Here is a 26735-nt window from a genome sequence, read left to right as displayed (position 1 = left end):
CCGTTTGAGAGAGATACGATATGCCTTTACCTGGTGGCGCAGCCGATAAAATTGGTAACCGCTATGAAGCTCGGTGGACTATCTATTGCATGATCGATGTGATGGATGAGAAAGCCGATTCCATCACCCTAGAAGAAGTCGGTGAGGATGCTTTCGAGTTTTGCCTGCGTCGCCAGACTGGGTTAGAGTATCACCAAGTGAAGCGCCAAAAAAGTGGACGTGGACGTTGGACAATAAAGGGTTTGGAAGATAAACAAGTTCAAGTCTTATCAGACTTTTGGCGAAAACTTGGTAATAATCCCGACGTTTCTTGCATTTTTGTTTCTACTCAGGATGCAGATGAACTAAACGAGTTAGCTGAACGAGCGAGAGATGCTGGATCGTGGACAGTGTTTGAGCAAAAGTTCCTTAACCAGACACTATCGGGTTCCTTCCATAATCTCCGTCAAAAGTGGTTCAATTGCTCTGAAACAGAGGGTTATGAAGCTCTCCAACATATTTTTGTTGAAACAATTAGTGAAAAACTACTTATTGATGCTGTAGAAAATCGCCTATCTGCTTTGGTTGAGGGCGATCCTAAAAGCATTAGAATTGAATTGGCTGAATTAGCCCTAGACCGAACTAATCAAGAACTGACATCATACAATATCTGGCATTATTTACTTGAAGAAAGAGGTTATCGCCGTCGTGAGTGGGGCAAAGACCCTCATGTTATCGCTGCTGTATATAAACTTAACAATCGCTATGTTGATCGGTTAGAAAAAGAAGCGATCGCGGGAAACGTCATCCCTAGAGATGAGGTAGATAGTATTGTCGATAAACTTACCTCTACAGATGGTAAACAGGGTGTATTAGTTACAGGTGAAGCGGGAGTGGGGAAAAGTGGCGTTCTTCTACAAGCTGTAACTAAAATCCGCCAAACGGGTACACCAATCATAGCTTTTCGTGTTGATCGTTTAAAGCCAACAGACTCCCCAGATCAGCTTGGAGAACAATTAGAAAATTTACCCGGTTCTCCTGCTCATGTTCTGGCTAATATTGCCCAGAAACGTGATTGTGTCTTAGTTATTGATCAGCTTGATGCTGTGAGTAGGGCTTCTGGTCGCAATACTCAATTTTTTGAATGTATAGAGCAGATAATCGACCAAGCCCAAGCCTTTCCACGAATGCGATTATTGTTAGCTTGTCGCAAGTTCGATTTGGACAATGACTACAGAATCAAATGGTTGACAGGTGAAAATGGAATCGCAGACACGGTTACTATTAGTTGCCTATCTCATGATAAAGTCCGAGAAGTTCTTGCCGGATTGAAATTAGATATTAGGCACTTAAACAATAAACAGTTAGTGTTGCTATCCCTTCCTCTACACCTCAGACTGCTAACAGAAGTTGCAGAAGGTTCTCATGTCAACATTCTTAGTTTCCACACAGTTAGGGATCTGTACGATCGATTCTGGGATTATAAACGAGACGTTATTGAAAAAGAACATTTGGGAGATTCAGTTAAGTGGACACAAGTTATAGATGCTCTGTGTGATGAGATGAGTAATCGCCAGACGTTATCCGCAAAAGAAGGTGTTCTTGAGACTTGGCATAATGATGCTAAAGCCATGGTGTCTGAACATGTTTTAGTAAAGGAAGGTAAGCGGTATTCATTCTTTCATGAGGGATTCTTTGATTACGCCTTTGCGCGTCGCTTCGATGATCGGAATCTTGAATTATTACCCTTTTTACTCAGCCGTGAACAGCATTTGTTTCGCCGCGCCCAAGTTCGACAAATTCTACTGCATAAACGTGAGGCAGATTTTGAGAGTTACCTAGAAAATCTTAGAGAACTACTGACTCATTCTCAAATCCGCTTCCATATCAAACAGGTTGTATTTGCCCTGCTAGCAGCATTGGATGATCCCAAAGAAGAGGAATGGGAGATTATTGAGTCGCTGATAGGTGAAAACGCTGATCCGAGTACACAGCACGTTTGGCGCACATTGTTTAGTTCTGTTCCTTGGTTTCAATTACTAGACTCTCATGGCGTTATAGAAAATTGGCTCAGGGATGAAAGTGGAATAATTGTTGACCAAGCTGTCATGCTGTTGTCAAGTGTACAAAAGCAAATGTCGGATCGAGTCACTGAGTTAATAGAGCCTTTTGTCGGCGTATCTCATACTTGGTGCAATCGGTTAGTTGACTTGGTACAGAGAGGTAATTTGAATGGGGAACGTCGCTTCTTTGATTTATTTCTACGATTAATTGATACGGGTATTATTGATCAGAAAGCTAACACCGGAGAATTCTGGGATCGTATCTATTCGCTGCCAGAAATATGTCCAGAGCGAACCTGCGAGATTATCGGTCACTATTTGAATCGACGCTTTGAGCTAATTTTCAATACTGTAGAGTCTTATCAATTAAATAATAATCAATTCACAAATCCCACGATTCAGCTTGATGAGCAAATAGTTCTAAAGAGTGCCAGTGATGCCCCTTTTTCATTCGTGACTCAAGTTCTCCCATTTATACTCAAAGTAATTAAGTTGACAGCTCAACAAGAAGGTGAACCTCCGTGGCTTGATCCAGTTTGGAGTGTCCGGGAATATGGTGTAGGTTATGACTTCAAAAGTCTCTTACTCAGTGCAATGGAGATAGCGCTGTCTAATCTGGCTGCGAACCATCCAGAGGATTTTTCCTCTATTGTGCAGGAACTCCGTCAGTCTAAATTCGAGACTATCCAGTATCTATTAATCCGTGCCTATACTGCTAATGGGGCTAGATTTGCGAATGAAGCCATTGATTATCTATGTGAAAATCCCAAACGGTTAGCAACAGGATACTCAATTTGTATTGGAAATGCTAATGCTGCTCTTTTCTGGGCTACTCGTGAACTTTTAGAGGCAATTACTCAACACTGTTCAGAAAAACAAATTGCACGGATTGAGAGGGTGATACTCAACTATTATCCGGACTGGGAAAAAAGTGCTGATGGTCGTCGTTCTCGCGGCTATGCCCAACTTGTTTTGTTAGAGGGAATTGCTCCTTCTCAACGCACTAATGAAGTCAATCATCGATTACAGGAGTGGAAACGCAAGTTCTCAAATATACAGCTATTAGAAGCACCAGGCAAAATTGAGACACCACAATCCTCACAAGATTGGCTTATTCCATCTCCAATACCAGATAAAGCAGCTAACAAAATGACGGATAACCAATGGTTAAAAGCTATAGCTCGTTATAATTACAATGATGCAAACACTCGATTTCAACTTACAGGGGAAGTAATTGGTGGAGCCGCTCAACTATCTAGTCGTTTGGAAAGCGAAGTTAAAAAGGAACCAGAACGCTTTGGTAAACTGATACAGCAGTTCCCTGATCATGCAAATTCATTATACTTTGATGCCGTTTTACGGGGTATTGCTGAAGTTGAATTAGATATTACTGCTGTATTTAGGGTATGTCAGCGTTGCCACCAATTACCTAATCACCCTTGCGGTCGCTCAATTAGCCAGCTATTTCAGAAATTAGCTGAATTGCCCTGGTCTGAAGAAGCTTTTGATATTGTAATTTGGTATGCTTTAACAGACCCTGATCCAACCAAAGAGTGGTGGCGTACCCAGACTTCCAATGGACAGATTTACTATAGTGGTAATGTTTTAACTGCTGGAATTAATTCTACACGAGGTAGTGCTGTAAGCGCGATCGCTAAACTAATTTTTGCGGATAAAAGCCGTGCTGCTTATTTTAAAGAACCGCTGCAACAAATAGTACAAGACTCGTCTATGGCGATTAGAGCCTGTGCTGTAGAGGCACTAACCGCTATGTTGAATTATGACAGAAACTTGGCTGTCAGTCTGTTTCTGCAACTCTGTGATACAGAAGATGAACTTCTCGGAACAACAACTATTGAAGATTTTTTATACTACGCTTTACCCACCCATTTTGGTGATTTAGCAGCTATTGTAGAACGAATGATTATGTCTGACTTGCCAGCAGTTGTAAGGATTGGCAGTAGACAAGCCTGTTTAGCTTCTCTAAATATTGAAGAGGCACGTTGGCTCGCTGAACTTTGCCTATCGGGTACAGAAGCTCATCGAATGGCTGCTGCTGAGATATTTGTTGCTAACTTTCGCCATGCACATTTGCGAGATTTTTGTGAGAACGCTTTGAGCCAACTGTTTAATGATGCGAGTAACAAGGTTCAATTTCAAGCGGCTAGGTGCTTTTGGCACTTTGAAGGAAAAGAATTGGGTGATTATGTTAGTTTAATTGAATCTTTTGTTGACAGTCCAGCTTTCGATACTAACTATGAACAATTAATCTATTCCTTAGAAAAGACAACGGCTAAACTACCAGATGTTGTGACTTATCAGATTTGCGATCGCGTCCTCGACGGGTTGAGGTCAGATGATGCTAATATTAGGTATCGTAGCGCATTGAAAGCAGACAGAATTAGTCCATTATTAGTGAGATTGTATAGCCAAACAAAAAAGTCGGAGTTACAATCGCGCTGTCTTGATCTCGTTGATCTTGTGGCTAATAATGAAATTTACGAATTAACCAAAGCGTTAACGGATTATGAGCGTTAGAGACTCATAGCAGGGCGCAAGCCTTGCGCCCCTACAGGAGACGAATACAAGCTGTGGGTTGGGTTGACGCATGTTACCTAAGGGAATCTAGGGCTAAGGGGGAGAAGGGCGGGTTTTGTTGTTCAGTTTTTTCTGAATAGCTGACTGTAGTTCCTAAACCCGCCCCTACAATTGTGGCTAAACCAGCCCCTACAGATTTTGATTACTTAGCCGACGCTTTAACCATATTCCAACAGGATTGCGCGATCGCACAGTCTTCTTGGGTATGAATCACGAAAACCCGCACGCTTGAATCCTCTGTGGAAATATCCGCATCTACGGGATTGGTTTCATTCTTGTGTGAGTCAATTTTGAGCCCCAAAAATGCTAAGGCGTCAGATGCAGCAGATCTCAAAGAGGCTTGATGTTCACCAACCCCGCCGGTAAATACCAATACATCTAATCCACCCAAGGATGTTAACATTGCCCCTAAATAGAAGCGTAAGCGGTGTATATAGACATCTAGAGCGAGTTTAGCTTGCTGATTACCCGCCGCGATCGCGTCATTTATTTGGCGCATATCACTACTCACTCCCGATAACCCTTTTAATCCCGATTCTTTGTTCAGCAAATGCTCTAATTGATCCGCATTATACCCCTGTCGCATTAGTTGAATCAGAATCGAAGGGTCAATTGAACCTGAACGAGAACCCATCATTAACCCTTCTAAAGGTGTATAACCCATGGTTGTATTGATACTAATCCCATCCCGAATTGCGGCTAAGGAACACCCATTACCTAAATGACAGGTAATTACTCGTAAAGATTTAGCGTCTTTTGCCAACAACTGAGCAACTCGTTCCAGACAATATTGATGACTTATACCATGAAAACCATAACGACGTATTCCTTGATCCAGCCAATCTTTGGGACCTGGATAAATAGCGGCGGGTAAGGGAATTTGAGTATGAAATGAGGTATCAAATACTGCCACTTGGGGCATATCTGGTAAAATATTCTCTATCGCCTCAATTCCTTCTAGATTCGCTGGGTTGTGGGATGGAGCCAGCGGAGACAGAGACGCGATCGCATCTTTCACCTTAGTTGTAATAAATGTGGGTTGACGGTATTTATCGCCACCATGAACCACCCGATGTCCTACCACATCAATGTCACTCAGTTGGGAAATAACTTGCGTTTGACCGCGCCAGAGTGTATTCAACATTTGAGAAATCGCCTTAATTCGGTCATCGGTGGGTAGGCGTTCCTCCAGCGACTTCCCGTTAGAATTCTTAACCTTTAATAGCTCCGTGTCTGACTTTCCATTCCAATCAATTTTGGCTTCCCATATTGGTTCTGGTGGAGAATTTGGCAAAGATTCACCAATCTCATACAAACAACTTTTCTGGGTACTAGAACCCGCATTTAATACTAAAATTTTCATCCCTGATTCTGATAACAAAGTAAATGGATCTGTAGAGACGTAGCATGGTACGTCTGGAACAATTGGGGCGGGTTTAATAGCATCTGGGTCACAAAAAAGGATAATAGTCAAACCCGCCCCGACAGAACTGTTCCCTGAAAAATTAACACCACTGCCAATTGGTAATCTCTTCAGGATCTTCGCCATTCTCACAAATATACTGCCCGTGAGCCGCTAGCACATATTCATAATGACGAACTCGGTTATTTGCCTGTGCTGAAACGTAAGGATTTTGTCGTGCGGCTAAGCGAATCGCTTGCATAACTAAGTGATAACGACTCGTACCATTGCGGACTTGCATATCAAAGGGTGTGGTGGTTGTCCCTTCTTCCTGATACCCATTAATCTGGAATCGCTCAATAGTTGGACGCCCAAACAACAATTGCTTAATCAGCGAAGGATAACCGTGGAAATTGAGAATAACAGGTTTATCGGGGGTAAATAGGGCAGTAAACATTTCATCGTCTAACCCGTGAGGATGAGTGGAATTTTGTTCAAGAATTAATAAGTCCGTCACGTTAACCACTCGCACCCGTAACTCCGGTAATTCTTGCCTCAGGATTTGCGCGGCTGCCATGACTTCTAACGTGGGACAATCACCAATTCCCACCAGTACCACATCGGGATTAACCCCATCATCGGTACTCGCCCATTGCCAAACTGAACCGCCCGCCCGACAATGTGAGATCGCCTCCTCCATGGACAACCATTGGGGCAGAGGGTTTTTGTTGGAAATGACTAAATTGACATAGCCTGTACTCTCCAAGCAGTGGTCAATCGTACTTAGTAAACAGTTCGCATCTGGGGGTAAATAAACCCGGGCATAGTCGGCTTGCTGATCCAAAACACTATTAATAAAGCCAGGATTTTGGTGAGAAAAACCATTATGTTCCTGTCGCCACAGGGTTGAGGTTTCTAAGTAATTCAGAGACGATACAGGCGGACGCCACGAGAATTCCTGGGAATATTTTAAGAACTTGGCATATTGATCCATCATCGTGGTGATAATGCCCAAAAATGCCTCGTAGGAGGGGAATAAACCATGTCGCCCGGTGAGGAGATAGCCTTGTAAAAAAGCCTGACAGGTATGTTCACTCAGCACCTCGATAATTCGTCCCCCATCCGGTCCAATCTCGCCATCAAAGGGTCCAGTGGGCCACTGATAGTTCCGCTGGGTAACGTCAAGGACTTTGTGAAGACGGTTGGATTCGAGTTCGTCGGGGCAGAAAATACGGAAGTTGTTGGGGTTTTGCTGAATCACATCCCGCAGGTATTTTCCCGCCTCATAAGTATTGCTAATGCTACTCTCACGCTGTTTACACCCTTCTTTTGCTTCTGGGTGTTCTACGGGGAGAGCGTAGTTAAAAATATTCGGTAAATCCAAGGGTTGACGCACACGCCCACCGAAGGTATGGGGATTGCTGCCCATGCGTCGTTCCCCTTGAGGACATTGGTCTAAAATGTCGGGTAAGGGTTGTCCTTTTTCGTCAAAGAGTTCCTCAGGATGGTAGGAACGGAACCAATTTTCAAGCAGTTCTAGATGTTCGGGATTACTCTTCACCTCTTTGAGGGGAACTTGGTGAGAACGGAAATTCCCTTCAATCGGTACACCGTCGGCTTCTTTAATCCCGGTCCATCCTTTTAGCGATCGCAAGATGATTAGGGGCCAACGGGGTTTGCTGAGGCGGTTCCCCGAACGGGCGGCTTGTTGAATCCGACAGATTTCCTGATATGCCCAATCCATTGAAGCATACATATCGGCATCCAAGTCCGCATCTTCGACAATTCGCACTTGGTAACCGTACCCGGTAAACAGATGCAGCAATTCTTCATCACTCATCGTGCCAAAAATAGACGGGCTGGCGATTTTATACCCATTCAGGTGCAAAATCGGCAAAACTGCCCCGGATTCAGCCGGATCAATGAATTTTGTTCCATGCCATGCTGTAGCCGTAGGTCCGGTTTCTGACTCGCCATCGCCAACGATACAAGCAACCACTAGATCGGGGTTATCCATCACCGCCCCAAACGCTGTCGCCAAGGCGTAGCCTAGTTCACCCCCTTCGTGAATCGTGCCCGGAATCCCCGGATACAGGTGAGACGGAAAGCCGCGGGGCCAAGAAAATTGCTTGACTAGCTGATACACTCCAGCTTCATCGAAGGTAAGGTTAGGATAATAATCTCCTAAAGACCCTTCGAGGTAAAGATTGGCAAGGTTTGCGGGCGCACCATGTCCGGGTCCTGTCACTAGAAACATATTGGCATCGTAACGCCGGATCAGTCGGTTGAGATGGGCATAGACTAGATTAATACCGGGACAAGTCCCCCAGTGACCGAGTAAACGATCTTTAATGTGTTCAGGTTTTAAGGGTTCGCGTAATAGAACGTTATCTTTGAGATAAATTTGAGTCGCTGCTAGGTAATTAGCCGCACGGCGATACTTTGCGATCGCGTCGAGTTCGCCGCCCTGATTTTGACGCACTTGAGCAACAGGAATTTCCGGTTGAGATAATGAAGCTTTGGCTGTTGAAGTAGTTATTGTCATATTTTATAAATTCAAATTAGAAATTTTGACTTGCGTTGGTAGCGGTACTCGTCTGCTGTGCAGTTTATCCAAAGATTTCAGAGGAATTCTCCTACTGGGGATAGATCATGGCAAATCCGATGAGAGGAACCTCTGTTCTCTAGTTCCTGAATCCTCTCTTCTACTTGGCTTACTCGTAGTGGGGAGTTTGGGTTTGGGGTTATCCCGAACGTTTATATAGCAGTAGACACATCGATTAGGACAAAGGCACTATTGTAGAGACGTTGCATGCAACGTCTCTACATAAATGATGTGTCCTAACAGCTATGGCGGTTGCTATATCTCCAACTTCTTCCATAAGTCAGAGATGGGATAGGTAATAATGAGATATTCTGAGTAGAACATCCTTCCAAAGTGACAAATTGTGATTAACACTCCTGTGCATCTGCTCCTCATTGACGAGGACCCAGATGAACGAGCCTTAATCATTCGTCAATTACAGCAAGAGTTTTCCGCACTGCGCGTCGCACAGCCGACTAACTCTAAAGACCTAAATCAGGTACTCTTAGAGGATCATTTTGATATTGCGATCGCGGACTATGAACTCCCTTGGATAACGGGTATAGCGGTTTTGAAACAGGTTAAACGCCTGCAACCTGCTTGTCCATTTATCATGTTTACCAGTCAAGACAGTGTAGAACTTGCTGTAGTGGCAATGAAGGCGGGTCTAGATGACTATATTATTAAATCGCCGTCCCATTATCCAAAACTGGTGACAGCCGTCTGTGCTGCCTTAGCGTCTAAGTTACAGCCCCAATCGTTTCAGCCAAAAACAGCTCAACCTGTCCCTATTTCCCAGAACTTACAACTGATCGCCACACTCCAAGCCAGGGTTGCTCAGCAAACTACAATTGTGCGGTTTAGTCAATATGCCTTAAGAGGGATTAACATTACCTCTTTAATGAATTGTGCGGTCAATTTGTTAGCAAAAACCCTCAACGTAGACTACACCAAAGTCCTGGAATTACTTCCCGATGGCAAAGCATTGTTGTTGCGGGCGGGTGTAGGTTGGCAAGTTGGTTTAGTCGGTAAAGCGACTGTAGATACGGGAATTAATTCCCAAGCCGGCTATACTCTCGTCTCACAAAAACCAGTCATTGTCGAAGATTTGCGGACGGAATCACGATTTTCGGGTCCACCTCTATTACGCGATCATGGAGTTGTCAGTGGGATGAGTGTGATTATCCCGGGACTTTCCTCAGCGAGACTAGAGAAACTGAAACATTGGCACACTATGTCTAATCCAGAGAATCAACCTTTTGGGATTTTGGGTGTTCATAGCACAGTTTACCGCCAGTTTAGCCAAGATGATATTAACTTTTTACAAGCGATCGCGAATATTCTCAGTGCAGCGATTGATCGTTGTCAACAAGGGGAACGATTGCGGATACTAGAGAGTGCGGTTAATGCCAGTAGCAACGGGATTTTAATTAGTGATCCCTATCAACCGGATAACCCAATTATTTTCGTCAATTCTGGATTTGAACGACTCACCGGTTACAGCGCCGCAGAAACACTCGGTTGTAACTGTCGCTTTTTGCACCGAGATGACTCAAATCAAACTGGATTGGATGAATTACGACAGGCGATTGCCACACAAAGAGAGTGTAAAATTACCTTGCGGAACTATCGTAAAGATGGTTCTTTATTCTGGAACAATCTTTATATCTCACCCGTGGGAAATTCCCAGGGAAAATTAACTCACTTTCTGGGAGTGCAGACGGATGTTACCGCCCAGAAATTAGTCCTAGAAAAGCTTCGCCAACAAGCACAACTATTAGATTTAGCTAATGATGCGATTATGGTGCTGGATCTAGAGGGAAAAATTACCTATTGGAATCAGGGGGCGCAACGCTTGTATGGCTGGAGTAATCAAGAAGCCGTTGGGCAAAATGCCCACCAATTGCTGCACACTATTTTTCCGCAGCCGTTAAGCGAAATTAAGGCTCAATTATGGCATCAAGAATATTGGCCCGGTGAGTTGATACAGAGTACACGGGATGGGACTAACATTACTGTGGCGAGTCGTTGGACATTGCAGCGAGAACACCAAGGAGATCCATTTGGAATTTTAGAAGTTAACCATGATATTACCGAATACAAACAGTCAGAAAAAGCCCTACGTCAGAGTGAACAGCGCTTCCGGCTAGCGGTAAATCATAGTCCGGATATGTTCGTGATCTATGATGATCAGCGACGGTTTATTTTTGTGAATACAACAACCCTTGAACGCACGGGAAAGTCATTAGCGGAGTATCTAGGACACACTGATGAAGAAATCTGGTCGCCGGAGATTACTGAATCGTATTTACCAACGCTTAAGCATGTGGTAGAAACCCGAACTCCGCAGACAATAGAAGCCACCATTAAATTACCGAATACTAACCCATTTACCACAGTAATCAAATATGTACCGATGTTAAATGATCGCGGTGAAATCGATCAAATTCTCGGCTTTACGTTTGACATAACCCAGCGCAAGCGACTTGAAATTCAATTGCGACAGACGATTGAGCGCCTGCAAACCTTACAAACCATTGACCAAGCCATTCTCGCCGAGCAATCACCCTCTGCGATCGCGCAAGTGGCGTTAAGGAGTTTAAATGCTTTGCTATCTCGTCGTCATCTAAGTGTTGTAGTGTTTGATTGGGACTCCCAGCAAGCCATTCTCCTGGCGACTGACGGTGAGGTAAATAACCCAGCCGGAACAACAATTGCTCTAGAACCATTTACCTCAAAGCTTACCCAATTCGCTGACGGTAAAATCAATCAACTCCCACAGGTAGAGATTGTGCCATTATTGCAACCCATAGTCCAAGCCTTACTCTCACAGAACGCTGAATCTTTCCAGATTATTCCACTCAGAAGTAAGCAAGAATTAATTGGCACACTCAACCTAGAGTTCAGTGGGGAAAATGTCCTGAATGAGGAACATAAGACCATTGTACAAGAGGTCACCAATCAACTCGCGATCGCGATCGCTCAATCCCGATTACAACAGCAGCTTAAACGCTACACCACTGAACTAGAAGAACGGATAACCGAACGAACGCAAAAATTGCAAGCTATCAATGCTGAACTCGAAGCATTTTCCTACACAGTTTCTCACGATCTCAGAGCGCCGTTACGAGCCATGCAAGGGTTTGCAAATGCCTTAGTTGAAGATTGCGGTTCCCAGTTAAATTCAATCGGTTTAGACTATGCTCAACGGATTATCACATCTGCCCAGCGTTTGGACAACATGATCCAAGACTTATTAGAATATAGTCGCTTGGGGCGCCTGGAATTCCCCCTCAAGCCGATTAGTCTAGAGTCCATTGTGACAGAAGTACTCTTTCAACTCCAAGAAACCATCAAAAACACAAATGCCCAAATTAACGTAGCCCAGAAAGGGGTAATACCTTTGCCCGAAGTTTGGGGTCATCGTGGTACACTCATCCAAGTTGTATCAAATTTGATTGTCAATGGGATCAAGTTTGTCCCGGAGAGGGTGCAGCCTCAGATACAGGTGTGGGCAGAGGAACGACAAGATGTAAATGGTTGTACGTGGATACGACTCAATTTCGATGATAATGGAATTGGCATTGAGCCAGAATACCAAGAAAAGATTTTCCTGGTATTTGAACGCCTCCACGGTCGTGAAACTTATCCTGGTAGTGGTATTGGTTTAGCCCTTGTCCGTAAAGGCATGGAACGTCTAAGAGGACGTTCGGGAGTTGAATCATCACCCCATCAGGGAAGCCGATTTTGGATCGAGGCGCAAAAAGTAATACCATGACACATCTTTCTATTGGGTAGGGGCGGGTTTTACTGATAACGTTTACCTGTAAAGCGATAACTTGACTAAACCCGCCCTCAGTCTTTGAGCATTTTGAGTAAGTTTTACGGAAAAGATTATGAGTGGTAAACCTTCTGATATCTTACTCGTTGAAGATGATGATAATGATGTTTTCCTAATTCAGCGTGCATTTGGACGCCTCAATCTACCTCATTCACTGCAAGTTGTCATGAATGGAGAGGAGGCAATCAATTACCTAGAAGGCAAAGCACCGTATAATGATCTAGAACGTTATCCTATTCCAGCTCTTATCTTACTCGATTTAAAACTGCCTCGTAAATCCGGTCTAGAAGTTTTAGCTTGGATTCGACAGCAACCTCAGTTAAAACGTTTATTAGTTGTGGTGTTGACGGCATCCAGAGAAACACCAGACATTAATAAAGCTTATGATATCGGAGCCAATTCTTATTTAGTGAAACCTGTAAACTTTCATGATTTTTTAGAAATGATTCGTACTCTTGATCTGTATTGGTTAATATTTAACGAAAAACCCCTTGTCTGACTTAGAAATTATAAATTTTGATTTTCTATTCCCTGTTCTCTGTTTCCTGACAAATGACAAATGACGAATGACAATCCAGTAAGAATTCTGTTAATTGACGATAACCCCGACGATCGCATGCTAGCGCTACGCAAGCTAGAGCAGGAGTTTGACCAATTACAGCCTCAAGAGATTACCGATATCAGCGAAGTAGAACAGGCATTAGCCGAGGGACAATTTGATATCGTCGTCACTGATTATAGCTTGCGTTGGAGTGATGGCTTAAACGTACTGCACAAAGTCAAGGAACGGTATCCAGATTGCCCTGTGGTGATGTTTACCGGCACAGGAAACGAAGAAGTTGCTGTCGAGGCGATGAAGTCAGGACTTGACGATTATATTATTAAATCGCCTCAGCATTATACTCGTCTCGCCGCCGCCGTAAGAGCAGCATTGGAGCGAGCCAAGCAACGTCAAGCCTTTCAGGAGGTGCAACAGCGATATCAACAACTCTTTGAAAGCGTACCCATCGGACTTTATCGGATGACACCAACAGGAGAAATTATTGAAGCCAACCCAGCCCTGTTGCAACTGTTGGGATATCCCAGTCTAAAAGCCTTGCTTAATGCAAATATATCCAAGCACCTAGTTAATCCTCAAGTTAACCACTTATGGCAAAATCAGATAGACTCTGAAGGAGTGGTGCGAAACTTGGAAATGCCGATGTTTCGGTGTGATAATACCATGATTTGGGTACGCTACAATGCTCGTGCTATCCGCAATGATCAGGGTAAAATTATCTACTATGAGGGTGCGATTGAAGATGTCACCAAGCGCAAACAAGCAGAAGAAGAACGGACTGTATTGCTCAAGAGTGAACAAGCCGCCCGCGCTGAAGCTGAAACCGCGAATCGCCTGAAAGATGAATTTTTAGCCACCCTATCCCATGAACTGAGAACACCCCTGAACGCGATGCTGGGGTGGGCGGGACTTTTGCGGAGAAGAAAATTGAGTCCCGACAAAGTAGAGCGTGCGTTAGAAGTGATTGAACGCAATGCTAAGTCTCAAGCCCAGCTTATTGATGACTTGCTCGATGTGTCGCGGATTATTCGGGGTAAATTGCGCTTAAATATAATCCCCGTTGACTTACACCAAGTTATCAACGCAGCAATTGATACCTTACAACCCGCAGCCGACGCTAAAAGTATTCGGATTGATTCATTTTTAGCACCGAGTCGGAGTGTGATCAAGGGGGATAGCGATCGCTTACAGCAAATTGTATGGAATCTTTTGTCTAATGCAATTAAATTTACCCCAACTCACGGACAAGTCAAGATTTATTTGGAATGGGTAGAAAATGCGGTACAAATTCGGGTGCAAGACACGGGGCAGGGGGTATCCGTTGAAATTGCGCCTTACATTTTTGACCGCTTTCGCCAAGCTGAAGGCTCAACAACTCGTTCCCATGGCGGACTAGGATTAGGACTCGCTATTGTACGTCACCTCGTTGAACTCCATGGGGGAACCGTGTGGTGCGAAAGTGCTGGAGAGGGAAAGGGAGCCACTTTTACCGTGGAGCTACCCCTCAAACCTCAAGCAGGCGCTGAGAGTGTTGATTTGTCTAACCCCAGTTAACAGTCACAAAAAGTAGTAATTGTAGGGGCGGGTTTAGCCATTTAATTTTGATACTCACCGATAACCTTCTCAACAAAACCCGCCCTTCGTCACACTGATTTAGGGAAGTTTATACCTCTCTACAAATGCTACGTCTCTACAAATGCTACGTCTCAACTCAATTCGTTTTTGATTGATAGATTTGGCTATACTTCTCAACAACTGAAGCAATGGCTTTGACTCGTCGCATTTGGTCTTTGTAAACACAGTCCCATTCCGTGATGGGCAGATTTTCTCTAGCACAGATACCTAAAAGTCCTGTGGCTTTATTGGAACCAGTTTCTAAATCTAACTCGTTATTGACATTAAGATAAAATGATGCTGTTCTTGCCCAAGCCAGAGCATCAATTCCCCTTAACCCACCCTTTTTGGCGATGGCGAGGGCGTGGGGAAAGTGGCGAGAATGGATGGGCATTGCCTGATTGTATAAATCAGCTACATTGAGTAAAGCCTCTAAATCCCGTTCTGGGTCGATACCAGCCGCATTCAAATCGACTAGATGAGTGGGTAGTCGCGATCGCGATCGCTCTACACACAGTTGTTCGGCTAAGGCAATATTTCCCTTACTGCGTCCTTGATCACTACAGGGTCCATAGTTGGTGACTACATCTCCCCAGGATAAGTTACCCGGATCAGTATGTCCAAAGTAGAAAGAAGTTTGCTGGACGTAGAGATCGCCCTTTTCAATAAACAGGCGATAATTCCCCTCAGCTACCCCAATAGCGACCATACCTAGAGAGGTTGGTGTGGCAAACAGAGGCTGATAGGTGTTCAGGCTTTGCTTGAGATCAAACGGGCGCGAGAGAACCGCAACAGACTTCTGGGATACCTCAGAGGCGGAAGTAGAATTGGGTAAGGTTAGCAAGGGTAACGGTTGCGGGGGTAACGTTACAGCTTGAGTCTTAAGAGGCGCGATCGCATCTATTGAGTTAGGGTGACGATTGTTTGGCTGCGAGAGGAAAGTTCGCCCTAATATACCAAAGAATAAGGTAGATCCGGCAGCGGTTCCTACTAATCCTAGCCCTGCGACGCGAGATAACCAGACCCAATCAAACATGAATGAGGGATGAATAACTGTTCGACTCCACATTCTAGCGTTTCCCCATTCCCGGATGGGAAGGTTGTAGAGACGTAGCCTGCTACGTCTCTACCTGACCCTGTTCGGTGACCCATGACAAAATCTGTAGCCATTTAGACATTTATCTTTGTTTAATCCTATGCTTTTAATCAGTGAATACTGATGATGGAGGGGAGAATTTTCTGTCCAAGGCACTATTCCTCAATACCTCTCACCATATATCATTGATGGGTTAAGTTTTATATAGCGGCTTTGAGCCAACTGCCTAGAATTGGGTTCAAAGCGTTTTTGAAACACCTCTACTCATGCAAACAGGAGAAAATCTACTGATGCAGCAGCTTACAGTCACTCAAGAGCTAGATTTCAATAGTGAAACATACAAGGACGCCTATAGCCGCATCAACGCGATCGTGATCGAAGGGGAACAAGAAGCTCAAGAGAATTACATCCAACTGGCTGAACTGCTACCCGACCAAAAGGATGAGCTAACCAGTCTAGCTAAGATGGAAAACCGCCATAAGAAGGGGTTTCAAGCTTGTGGTCGCAACTTGAGTGTCACACCGGACATGGAATTTGCCAAGGAGTATTTCAGCCAATTACACCAAAACTTCCAAACCGCCGCCGCCTCAGGTAATATCGTCACCTGCTTGCTGATTCAATCGCTGATTATTGAATGTTTCGCGATCGCCGCCTATAACATTTACATTCCCGTCGCTGATCCCTTTGCCCGAAAAATCACCGAAGGTGTGGTGAAAGACGAGTACACCCACCTCAATTTTGGCGAAGAGTGGCTCAAAGAAAACTTTGAAGCCTCAAAAACCGAACTCGAACAAGCCAATAAGCAAAACCTGCCCCTGGTTTGGCGTATGCTCAACCAAGTTGAGAACGATGCTCATATCCTGGGAATGGAAAAAGATGCTCTGGTCGAAGACTTCATGATCGCTTACGGTGAAGCCCTAAGCAATATCGGCTTTACCACCCGCGACATCATGCGGATGTCTGCCTACGGATTGACAGCCGTCTAACTTCACCTAGATGTATGTAATAGTAGAGACGTAGCCTGCTACGTCTCTACACCCTCCCCTGCACCTTTGCTCCCTCATCGTTCCCCATCTCCCCTATCTTCCTGATAAAATTTTTAACTTGTGAGGGGGTTTGGGGGAGCTATAAGTCCCAAGCTGTAATCTTTGATTCAGCGGTGGGATGCCTTCACTCCCCCAATCAATCAAATGCAGTCAGAATCAACTTCTACTATAATTTTGCATTTACGGTAGACTAAACTATATATAATGGATATATGTTGAATCTCAACTACACCTACAGAATTTATCCTGACGCTAAACAAGTCGAATTTCTAGACGAGTGGCTCGAAACTTGTCGAGGTGTTTATAATTATGCACTTAGGGAGCTAAAGGATTGGATTGCTTCAAGGAAATGTCCAATAGATAGGTGTAGCCTAGAGTCAGAATACATAATGAGGGCTGATTATCCTTTTCCTGGATACCAGCAGCAACAAAACAATTTACCCAAGGCAAAAAAGAATTTCCCCAAGCTGAAAGCAGTACCTTCTCAGGTATTACAAACAACCATTAGACGGTTACATGATGCTTGGGACTTTTTCCGGAATCGAGGTTATGGATTTCCAAGATTCAAAAAGTATGGACAGATAAAGTCGATACTTTTTCCTCAATTCAAGGTGAACCCGATAACCGGATGGCAGATTAAATTACCTAAGCTGGGAAAAGTCCAAATCAACCTGCATCGTCCGCTCCCTGATAGCGCAAGCGGTAGCGACGTAGGAGCGTCTGGCTTTGTCATTAAGCAGGTTTGGGTAATTAAAAAAGCGGTAGGTTGGTTCGCACTCATAAGCATTCAATCTGACATTTTGATTCCTGATGCCGTACCACATGGTCACTTCATTGGGGTAGACGTTGGATTGAATAGTTATTTAGCAACCAGTGATGGTTTCGTCGAACCGGGACGTAAATTCTTCAAGGATATGCACCGTAGGCTCTTAGTGCTACAACGCAGGTTATCCAAAAAACAGAAGCGTTCCAAGAACTATGAAAAAGCCAGACGCAAAGTAGAGCGGTTGCACAATCATATTGCATTCAAGCGAAAAGACTATCAGTACAAATTGGCTCACAAGCTGTGTGACATGGCGGAAACCATTTTCCTAGAGGATATCGATTTCCGAACTATGGCAAAAGGGTTTCTAGGTAAACATACAGTTGATGCGGGGTTTGGTCAATTTAGAGATATTCTTTATTACGTTGGGAAGCAACGCGGTGTTTACATCGCTGAAGTTGACCATAAAGGAACATCTCAGACTTGTCCAAATTGTCGCATTGAAGTCAGGAAAGAACTATCTGATAGGTGGCATAGCTGCCCAGAATGTAAATACCATCTCGATAGAGATATAGCCTCAGCGCAGGAAATCTGTAACCGAGGCTATGAGCAACTGAGTACCCAGGGACTCTGGGGGAAAGAAATTGGCTGTCAAGTCGGGCTGTCGGGGGCGTTGTCCCTAGATAAGTGGCGCAGGGCAGCAATGTCTAACAGCGATGTTGGAAGCCTACACCATAATCTCTGATTTGGTGTAGGAGGATGTCACCAATTTCTTACCCTTACTCCAATTTTCCATTTCCCCCTAATTAACAGCCTTACCAGCGAGCAGTAAATGTTTGGTCTTATCGGTCACCTCACCAGTTTGCAACACGCCCAAGCCGTCGCCAGAGATCTAGGCTACCCAGAATATGCTGACCAAGGGTTAGATTTTTGGTGCAGCGCTCCTCCCCAAATCGTTGACACCATCAAGGTGACTAGCCTGACAGGGGAGACGATAGAAGGGCGCTATGTGGAATCGTGTTTTCTGCCAGAGATGCTAGCCACGCGCCGGATCAAAGCCGCCATCCGTAAAGTTCTCAACGCCATGGCTCATGCCCAAAAAAATGGCATAGATATTACAGCATTAGGTGGCTTTTCGTCAATTATTTTTGAAGAATTCCACTTGTACGAGAAAAGCCAGGTTCGCAATATCAAGCTAGAATTTGAGCGCTTTACCACGGGCAACACCCACACGGCTTACATCCTTTGCGCCCAAGTCGAACAAGGGGCGAAAAAGCTGGGCATTGACCTGTCAAAATCCACCGTGGCGGTTTGTGGGGCAACAGGCGATATTGGCAGCGCCGTTTGTCGTTGGCTCAATAGCCGCACCGATGTCGCCGAAATTCTCTTAAGCGCCCGTAACCAGGAACGATTGCAAGCCTTACAAGACCAATTAGGGCGCGGCAAAATTATGGGATTAGAGGAGGCGCTACCCCAAGCGGATATTATTGTCTGGGTGGCGAGTATGTCCAAGGGCATTGAAATTGATGCCTCAGTATTAAAGAAGCCCTGTCTGCTGATTGATGGGGGTTACCCCAAGAATTTAGCCACCAAGCTGCAATATCCCGACATTTACGTTCTCAATGGGGGTATTGTCGAGCATTCGTTGGATATCGACTGGAAAATTATGCAAATCGTCGAAATGAAAGATCCAGGACGCCAGCTATTTGCCTGCTTTGCCGAGTCAATGCTGTTAGAGTTTGAAAAGTGGTATACCAACTTTTCCTGGGGACGGAATCAGATTACGGTAGAAAAGATGGAAAAAATTGGACAGGTGTCAATTAAGCATGGATTTAGACCCCTGCTGAGCTTGTAAGGGATAAGGATACAACGACTGACCCATGGCAACTGAAAACCGGATTTTTCTGCTGGACTTTGAAAAGCCCCTCTATGAATTAGAGACCCGAATTAACCAAATTCGCGAACTCGCACAAGAAAACAATGTCGATGTCTCTGAGCAAATTCGTCAGTTAGAAGCACGGGCGGCACAACTGCGTCAAGAAATTTTTAGTAGTTTATCTCCAGCCCAACGGCTTCAGTTAGCCCGTCACCCCCGGCGTCCGAGCACTCTGGATTATATTCAGGCGATTAGTGATGAATGGATGGAATTACATGGCGATCGCGGCGGCTATGATGATCCAGCCCTAGTCGGTGGGATTGGGCGTTTAGGGGGACGTCCGGTGGTAATGTTAGGGCATCAAAAGGGGCGGGATACCAAAGACAATGTGGTGCGGAACTTTGGCATGGCGTCGCCCGGTGGATACCGTAAGGCGATGCGGCTGATGGAACATGCCAATCGCTTTGGCATGCCGATTTTAACGTTTATTGATACGCCAGGGGCTTGGGCAGGTATTGATGCGGAAAAATTAGGTCAGGGGGAAGCGATCGCGTATAATCTTCGGGAAATGTTCCGTCTGGATGTGCCGATTGTCTGTACGGTGATTGGCGAAGGCGGATCGGGTGGTGCTTTGGGTATTGGGGTGGGCGATCGCATCTTAATGCTCGAACAAGCCGTTTATACCGTTGCGACTCCAGAAGCCTGTGCCGCCATTCTCTGGAAAGATGCGGCAAAAGCTCCCCAAGCCGCTGCTGCGCTGCGGATAACGGCTTGGGATCTTAAGGATTTAGGTATCTTAGATCAATTAGTTCCTGAACCCCTAGGCGGCGCTCATTGTGACCCCTTAACAGCCGCAGCAACGCTCAAAGCCGCCCTATTACAGAACTTGGAAGACTTATCTCGGCTTAGCCCTAAGGAACGTCAGGAGTTACGCTATCAGAAGTTTCGGCATATTGGTGTTTTTACCGAGCTACATGCCTGAAAACGGTTTGAGCGTTACAATAATTAAGGGGAATTTGGCATCCAACTTAAGGAATAAGGACTGAATTGCCTTCCTTATTTCTACCCTTTTGTCAATCAAACCCAGATAGTCGTATAATCAGATAACCAGCTCTGTAACAATTCTTCACAATCTAACGTCAGGACGTTAATCCATCGACAACTCAACCCTAGCTTGATCTAGGTTTCACATTAGCCATTCGGGATTAACTGTACTCCGTCGTCTCCTTCAAGGGGGGGTTAGAAATCGATCGCGATTTGAACACATCGCTCAATTTGGAGATAGCCGCCAGTTAGGTGGGGAAGTGCCTGTGGACTGGATGAGTGCCGACACCGCCAGAATGAAGCAGGAAGTAAACGGCAGATTTTACCGGATATTGGTAGGTATGTGTAAGTTTTACGTAACGGATAAATGAATGTAGATCAAAAAGAGGAAAACTGGTGTATCCAGGGCTTTTTAGTGAGAATGTAGCCGCAAGAAATGATTCGCTGTTGCTTAATTCAAATGTGGGCGGACTCTTTCCTCCCCTTATACCCTTATGAGTTAACCGGGGAACCTGTGCCGCATCTGAGTTGGAAAATTTTATGACTTCTTCCGTTAAAAAACGTGCCTTGATTACAGGGGCGAGTAGTGGTATTGGCAAAGCTACAGCTTTAGCCTTTGCCAAAGCTGGAATTGATCTGGCATTAGTCAGTCGTTCCCAAGACAAATTAGAGGCAGTAGCAACGGCTGTCCGAGAAGCTGGGGTCAAGGCTCAACCCTATCTCCTTGATCTAAATCAACTCGATCAGGTCAAGACCAAGATCGAAGCGATCGCGGCGGAATTTGCCTCCCTGGATATTTTGGTCAACAATGCGGGTATGGGCTATACCGGTACGCTGATGGAAACCCCCTTAGCGGACTGGCAGCACGTACTGGATCTCAATCTTACCAGCGTATGGCAATGTATTCTTGGTGTTTTACCCACCATGCGCCAGCAGCAACAAGGCACAATTATTAACGTGGCATCCATTGCGGGTCTGCAACCATTTCCGGGTTGGGGAGCCTACAACGTCAGTAAAGCCGGGTTGATTGCCCTAGGAAAAACCCTAGCGGCTGAAGAACTTGCCCATGGTATCCGGGTTGTGACCTTATCTCCAGGGGCAGTGAATACGCCAATCTGGGATACAGAAACCGTAAAAGCCGACTTGAATCGGTCAGCCATGTTGACTCCCGAAATCGTTGCCCAATCTATTTTACACGCCGCCTTAATGCCCCAAACGGCTGTTATCGATTCCATGACCCTGATGCCTAGTGCCGGAACTCTCTAGAACGACACCATCCAACCCTCCCATCCATCCTTGTCAAAATTATCAATACTACCCAATTATGACTATTGCTTCCTCCAATGGTTTGAATCGCTCTGAGTCTATGACACCTGGTACTCTTAACACGTCCATCCCTCAACTTGAACCCAGACCCGATCGCAATACCCATAACGGTCAGCAACCTAAGCTGGGGCTTTCTGGGGAAGCCTCAACCGAAGACATGATGGACGCAGTGCGGACATTACTTTTAGGCGTTGGCGAAGATCCTGAACGCGAGGGGTTACTCAAAACGCCAAAACGAGTCGCGGAAGCACTACAGTTTTTGACCGGTGGCTACAATCAGTCCCTCGAACAATTAGTGAATGGGGCGATTTTTGATGAAGGTCACAATGAAATGGTGTTAGTGCGGGATATTAACTTCTTTAGCCTGTGTGAACACCACATGCTGCCATTTATGGGACGGGCACATGTTGCTTATATTCCCAACCAGAAAGTCGTGGGACTCAGTAAATTGGCGCGTGTCGTGGAAATGTATGGGCGGCGGCTACAAGTTCAGGAACGCCTAACCCGCCAGATCGCCGAAGCTATTCAAACCATTTTAGAACCCCAGGGAGTGGCTGTAGTCATGGAAGCGACTCACATGTGTATGGTTATGCGGGGGGTACAGAAACCCGGTTCCTGGACAGTAACCAGCGCTATGGTGGGTGTGTTCCAAGATGACCAGAAAACTCGTGAAGAGTTTCTCAATTTGATTCGCCATCAACCGAGTTTTATGTAGTTCAGAGTGGATGCTTTAAAGTCCCCCTTTTTAAGGGGGATGCGAGGGGGATCTAAACTTTGAACCCTACTCAGGTAAGTGAAGTTTTGAGATTAAGCACTAATAACCAACGACGTGCGCCCTTAATTGATCTGATTATCAGTCGCCGATGTCCACCTTAACCTCTCGCATGGAAGCGGTACAGTCACCCGTGATTCCCATCGTTGGGGAACTGATTCGCCGTCATCCCGGTACGATTTCCTTGGGACAGGGTGTCGTGTATTACCCTCCCCCACCAGAGGCGATCGCACGTTTGCCGGAATTTCTGGCTGATCCAGATAACCACAAGTACAAAGCGGTTCAGGGAATTGCACCATTGCTGTCTGTGATTGCAGCCAAACTGCACACTGATAACGGGATTACCCTCAACGAACACAACTGTATCGTTGTCACCGCCGGCTCAAACATGGCGTTTATGAATGCCATTCTCGCCATTACCACTCCGGGCGACGAAATTATTATTCAGACGCCTTACTATTTCAACCACGAAATGGCAATTACCATGGCGAGTTGTCATCCGGTACTTGTGGCAACTGATGAAAATTATCAACTGCGTCCCCAGGCGATCGCGCAAGCCATAACCGAGAAAACCAAAGCCGTGGTTACGATTTCGCCGAATAATCCCACTGGGGCTGTTTACTCAAAAGAAGCGTTAGAGGCGGTCAATCAACTCTGTCAGGAACGGGGAATTTATCACATTAGCGATGAAGCCTACGAGTATTTTACCTATAACGGCGTAAAGCACGTTTCCCCGGCGGCTTTTCCCCAAAGTGACTCCCATACGATTTCCCTGTACTCCCTGTCTAAAACCTATGGGTTTGCAAGTTGGCGCATTGGCTATATGGTGATTCCCCAGCATCTGCTGGCGGCGGTGAAGAAAATTCAGGATACGATTCTCATCTGTCCACCCGTTGTCTCCCAGTATGTCGCCTTAGCCGCCTTACACATTGGAGTCAATTATACTCAACCCCACATTCACGCGATCGCAACAGTGCGACAGTTGGTATTAGAGGCGTTGCAGCGATTAGATGGATTATGTGCGATCGCCCCAGCTGATGGCGCGTTTTATTTTTGGCTTCAGGTTAACACCAATAAAAATGCCATTGAGTTAGTCGAACGCTTGATTCGCGATCATCGCGTCGCCGTCTTACCCGGTACAACCTTTGGCATGGAAGATGGTTGCTATCTACGAATTGCTTATGGAGCGCTACGAAAAGAAACAGTTACCGAGGGTATTGAACGCTTTGTTCAGGGTTTACAAACCATTTTGCCTTAGAGTTTTATCCCAAATCCGCTTTTTTAGTCCCCTTTTTAGCTGGGGTAATTTTTCCTTGGAGCCTATTCCCTCTTACCTATTCCCTATTCCTTAAACCAATAGCAATAGGTATTTATTCCTCTTTTAGTCTCGAAAAAGATTTGTTATTGTTATTGAGGTTGTAAGACATGTTAATTTAACATATTTTAACAAAATCCGATGAAACATTACTCTGAATCTTGGCTAAACGAATGGTGCTACGAGAATGGCTGGACTGACTTATATGTTGAACGCGATAACTATTGGGCGTTTCCTCCGGGCGCTGTGATTCCAGAACCGCTTCCAACTGACGCATTGAAATGGATTAAAGCGGAAAAAGGCTGGAGTGGCGAAGAGAAACTGTGGTCAATTGGGGCAATTCTGGTGACCCTCGTTGCCGCTGTTTTGACCGTTTATTTCCAGTCGCCTATGCCTCTGGGTGTAGCCTTTGCCTTTGCCGCTATCACGGTTGGGCTTTTAGAGGTTGAAGTTTAACAAAATCAAAATAAATCGACCTTGTACCCAAATCCCTAAGCGGCTAAAGGTGCAACACCCATCCGGTCAACAATCCAGTGGAATAGGGAAATTTGCTCGTTCAGTTCCAATGATGCCATCGCTCTCAATAGGAGTGTTGCTGAGGATGAAAGCGGATAAGTGATTGCCACCGGACTCACCTCACCTGTGGACATCCAATCAAATAGCTGAGTCCAAAACGCCAGTTTGGTTTTAAGGGTGAACAGTCCGTACTGGCGACTGATGGGGGTATCTGTCTCCCTTAATAAGCCGTGCATCATCCCTAGCTGCTCATTAGAAGGCATTTGCTTAATCTGATGCAGCAACCCTTGGGTCAAAAATAACCGTGCTGCACCTGCAGGTGTTGGCGCCAGAGAACAGCCGAGGTTTTGATACATTCCCCATAGCAGCCCCAACTGATCATCAACAGACAGGCGCTGGAAGTCTTTAACAGCCTGGTTTACGGCTGGCGTGATTTCAAGGGTTGACGTTGAAGGTCGGTTTGTAATGAACATCATTGGGCTAAGTAGGGAAGCAATGAGCGAACAATTGCTTGAAGTAATCATTCTAATTGTAATAAAACTTAAACGTCAAATCTACGTCAATCGGGATTTAGCCTAGGTATTACGACTTGACAAATTTTTAGAGATAGCATTCCCAGCTCTGTAATAGCGGCAGAGACTGCTGGAGAGAGCATTTCCCAGGGAATTATTTAAATTTCTAATTATTCCTATAGTTTAAGTTAACAGGACGATCAAAGAGCAGAAGTAAAGTAAATCACAACTATTTAGGCGGACATGATCTCACACTCCTTTAAAGCCCACCTCCATATCCGCTTCCTTATCTGAATTCGCAGGCGGCGGAGTAACTGTTTCAGCCATTTTGCGAAACATGCCAATCTGATTAAGAACAATACCACCAATAATCACCGCCCCACCGATATATTGCGCCATCGTTGGCGCTTCCCCCAAAATGAAGTAAGCCGCTAAAATTCCGGCAATGGGGCTAAACGAACTCGCTAAGGAAACATCCCCTGCACCCGTTGTCTTTAACCCCATAAACCAACAGAGTTGACCTCCAACGACAATCACCATGCCGTAAATCAACATCCACCGCCACAGAAAGGGCGAAAACACATCGATGAAATGACTGGGTTCAAACAGCATCAAGACAACGACAAAGAACACTAAAGTTGCCATTGCCATGCGATAGATACTGAAAATAGCCAACGGAATCTGGCGTAGCTTCACCTTACTAATAATCGTGGATAAGGCTAACGCCACGGCACCGCCTGCGGCAAATAATTCCCCTTTGCCAATCTGGAATCCCCCCATATTCACCATCTCAGTAGCGGGAGTCTGAAGCAATACAGTCAGAGAAACGCCAATGAACGAAACCACCGCACCCGCTATCACCCACTTATTTACCCGTTCTCCCAGCAACAGTATGGATAACGCCAGAATTAGGGGCGGTTCAATTCGCCCAATTAGTACCACATTATTGACCATCGTCAAATCCAGCGCAATAAAAATTAATGCTGGGGCTAATGCTCCAGACAATATTGCCACCCCCGTCAATCCCAGCCAATCCGTCCACGAGAGACGTTTTAATGATTCAACATTCCACTGCTTGCCATAGATTAAGATTAGGGCAATTAAAGCACAAAGATTTCCCGCAAACAGAACATTACAAAAAGAGATGGGATTTCTGCCATCAATTAAATTTTGATCTCCCAAATTTGTTAACATCCGGATTACCGCATTGGCTGACGCGAAAATCACAATTGCAATCAACAGATAAGCGCGTCCGGGAATTCGATTGAATACATTAGCCGGGTTCGCGGTTCGTCTTGACATCAGGTGAAGGGGGACTCCTGGATTGACTCAGCCAAAACCGACATGACTTGGCGTTGGCGACTATTGTATCATCCGAATCAGGAGGAGCCGGGAGAGCGATTGGAGAATTGATACCAAATCCGATGATAGGAACCCCCTTTTGCCATGGCGATTGAAATCGCGGAACCACACTCAACTCTTGCGGGAAGTCGGCGCGGGCTGGGTTATAATACTAAATCCACCTTTATTACCCCATGCAAGAGGAGGCGATTGAAATCGCTGCTACACAAACAAAGTCCGCCTGCGCGGACTGGTTTATAACAGGGGTAGCGTTCCCCGGATTTGGTATGAAATAAACTTACGCCACTCCAGATCCCCGACTTTTTTGTCGAAACCCTAATTACCTGATTCAACAACCCTAACCTAGCTATCGCTGCTCTGTTAGGGATTGCTAGAGACAAATCTAGCAACGCAAGAGTTGAATATCCGCACTGAGTCTAAACTTGGTACAGACTTCCGAATACTTCCCTAGTTCGGATTATCTCTAA

The 26735-nt window shown here is 45.3% G+C and carries 17 protein-coding genes; 12 read left to right on the top strand and 5 right to left on the bottom strand.

The features are described from left to right. Positions 1-20: 20 nt before the first annotated feature. Positions 21-4580, top strand: a complete 4560-nt coding sequence (locus RLO19_RS14430; RefSeq protein WP_446357416.1) for a hypothetical protein — start codon at positions 21-23, stop codon at positions 4578-4580. Positions 4581-4782: 202 nt separating this feature from the next. Here RLO19_RS14430 and RLO19_RS14425 read toward each other — a convergent pair whose 3' ends face one another. After that, positions 4783-6003 carry an acetate kinase gene (locus RLO19_RS14425; protein WP_446357414.1) on the bottom strand — a complete coding sequence of 407 codons (1221 nt, stop codon included), beginning with the start codon at positions 6001-6003 and terminating at the stop codon, positions 4783-4785. Between the two features lie 142 nt (positions 6004-6145). Next, positions 6146-8587, bottom strand: a complete 2442-nt coding sequence (locus RLO19_RS14420; protein WP_446357412.1) for a phosphoketolase family protein — start codon at positions 8585-8587, stop codon at positions 6146-6148. 403 nt (positions 8588-8990) lie between these two features. Here RLO19_RS14420 and RLO19_RS14415 point away from each other — a divergent pair, with 403 nt between their 5' ends. The 3 genes from RLO19_RS14415 to RLO19_RS14405 all read left to right on the top strand — a co-directional run bounded on the left by RLO19_RS14415 (position 8991) and on the right by RLO19_RS14405 (position 14580). Further along, positions 8991-12404, top strand: a complete 3414-nt coding sequence (locus RLO19_RS14415; RefSeq protein WP_446357410.1) for a PAS domain S-box protein — start codon at positions 8991-8993, stop codon at positions 12402-12404. Between the two features lie 118 nt (positions 12405-12522). Then, positions 12523-12966: a response regulator gene (locus RLO19_RS14410; protein ID WP_446357409.1), complete on the top strand. Its 444-nt coding sequence runs from the start codon at positions 12523-12525 to the stop codon at positions 12964-12966. 60 nt (positions 12967-13026) lie between these two features. Then, positions 13027-14580 (top strand): ATP-binding protein, encoded by a 1554-nt coding sequence (locus RLO19_RS14405; RefSeq protein WP_446357408.1) that lies wholly within the window; start codon positions 13027-13029, stop codon positions 14578-14580. A gap of 157 nt (positions 14581-14737) precedes the next feature. On the opposite strand, the gene RLO19_RS14400 is transcribed toward RLO19_RS14405, so the two are convergent. After that, positions 14738-15709: a hypothetical protein gene (locus tag RLO19_RS14400; protein WP_446357406.1), complete on the bottom strand. Its 972-nt coding sequence runs from the start codon at positions 15707-15709 to the stop codon at positions 14738-14740. Positions 15710-16026: 317 nt separating this feature from the next. Here RLO19_RS14400 and RLO19_RS14395 point away from each other — a divergent pair, with 317 nt between their 5' ends. From RLO19_RS14395 to RLO19_RS14360, 8 genes are all read left to right on the top strand, one after another. Further along, complete coding sequence (locus tag RLO19_RS14395) at positions 16027-16722, top strand: aldehyde oxygenase (deformylating) (RefSeq protein ID WP_446357429.1); 696 nt, start codon at positions 16027-16029, stop codon at positions 16720-16722. A 272-nt stretch (positions 16723-16994) separates the two neighbouring features. After that, positions 16995-18290 carry an RNA-guided endonuclease InsQ/TnpB family protein gene (locus tag RLO19_RS14390; RefSeq protein ID WP_446357404.1) on the top strand — a complete coding sequence of 432 codons (1296 nt, stop codon included), beginning with the start codon at positions 16995-16997 and terminating at the stop codon, positions 18288-18290. A gap of 87 nt (positions 18291-18377) precedes the next feature. Next, positions 18378-19400 carry a long-chain acyl-[acyl-carrier-protein] reductase gene (locus RLO19_RS14385; RefSeq protein WP_446357402.1) on the top strand — a complete coding sequence of 341 codons (1023 nt, stop codon included), beginning with the start codon at positions 18378-18380 and terminating at the stop codon, positions 19398-19400. Between the two features lie 25 nt (positions 19401-19425). Then, positions 19426-20403, top strand: coding sequence for an acetyl-CoA carboxylase carboxyl transferase subunit alpha (accA, locus tag RLO19_RS14380; RefSeq protein ID WP_446357401.1), 978 nt, complete (start codon positions 19426-19428; stop codon positions 20401-20403). A 602-nt stretch (positions 20404-21005) separates the two neighbouring features. Further along, positions 21006-21731, top strand: coding sequence for an SDR family oxidoreductase (locus RLO19_RS14375; RefSeq protein WP_446357399.1), 726 nt, complete (start codon positions 21006-21008; stop codon positions 21729-21731). Between the two features lie 58 nt (positions 21732-21789). Beyond that, positions 21790-22506 carry a GTP cyclohydrolase I FolE gene (folE, locus tag RLO19_RS14370; RefSeq protein ID WP_446357398.1) on the top strand — a complete coding sequence of 239 codons (717 nt, stop codon included), beginning with the start codon at positions 21790-21792 and terminating at the stop codon, positions 22504-22506. Between the two features lie 148 nt (positions 22507-22654). After that, on the top strand, positions 22655-23821 hold the full coding sequence (locus RLO19_RS14365) for a pyridoxal phosphate-dependent aminotransferase (RefSeq protein ID WP_446357396.1): 1167 nt from the start codon (positions 22655-22657) through the stop codon (positions 23819-23821). Positions 23822-24019: 198 nt separating this feature from the next. Next, positions 24020-24334: a slr1957 family protein gene (locus RLO19_RS14360; protein WP_446357395.1), complete on the top strand. Its 315-nt coding sequence runs from the start codon at positions 24020-24022 to the stop codon at positions 24332-24334. A gap of 35 nt (positions 24335-24369) precedes the next feature. On the opposite strand, the gene RLO19_RS14355 is transcribed toward RLO19_RS14360, so the two are convergent. After that, the gene (locus tag RLO19_RS14355; protein WP_446357394.1) at positions 24370-24870 is read right to left on the bottom strand and encodes an orange carotenoid protein N-terminal domain-containing protein; all 501 of its coding nucleotides are present in this window, start codon (positions 24868-24870) and stop codon (positions 24370-24372) included. A 285-nt stretch (positions 24871-25155) separates the two neighbouring features. Next, positions 25156-26208, bottom strand: a complete 1053-nt coding sequence (locus tag RLO19_RS14350) for a DMT family transporter (protein WP_446357393.1) — start codon at positions 26206-26208, stop codon at positions 25156-25158. Positions 26209-26735: the final 527 nt, after the last annotated feature.

This window comes from Coleofasciculus sp. G2-EDA-02 (assembly GCF_040226375.1).
Lineage (GTDB): Bacteria > Cyanobacteriota > Cyanobacteriia > Cyanobacteriales > Coleofasciculaceae > Coleofasciculus.
The sequence above is the reverse complement of the archived record's forward strand: the minus strand, read 5'-3'. Positions and strand labels throughout refer to the sequence as shown.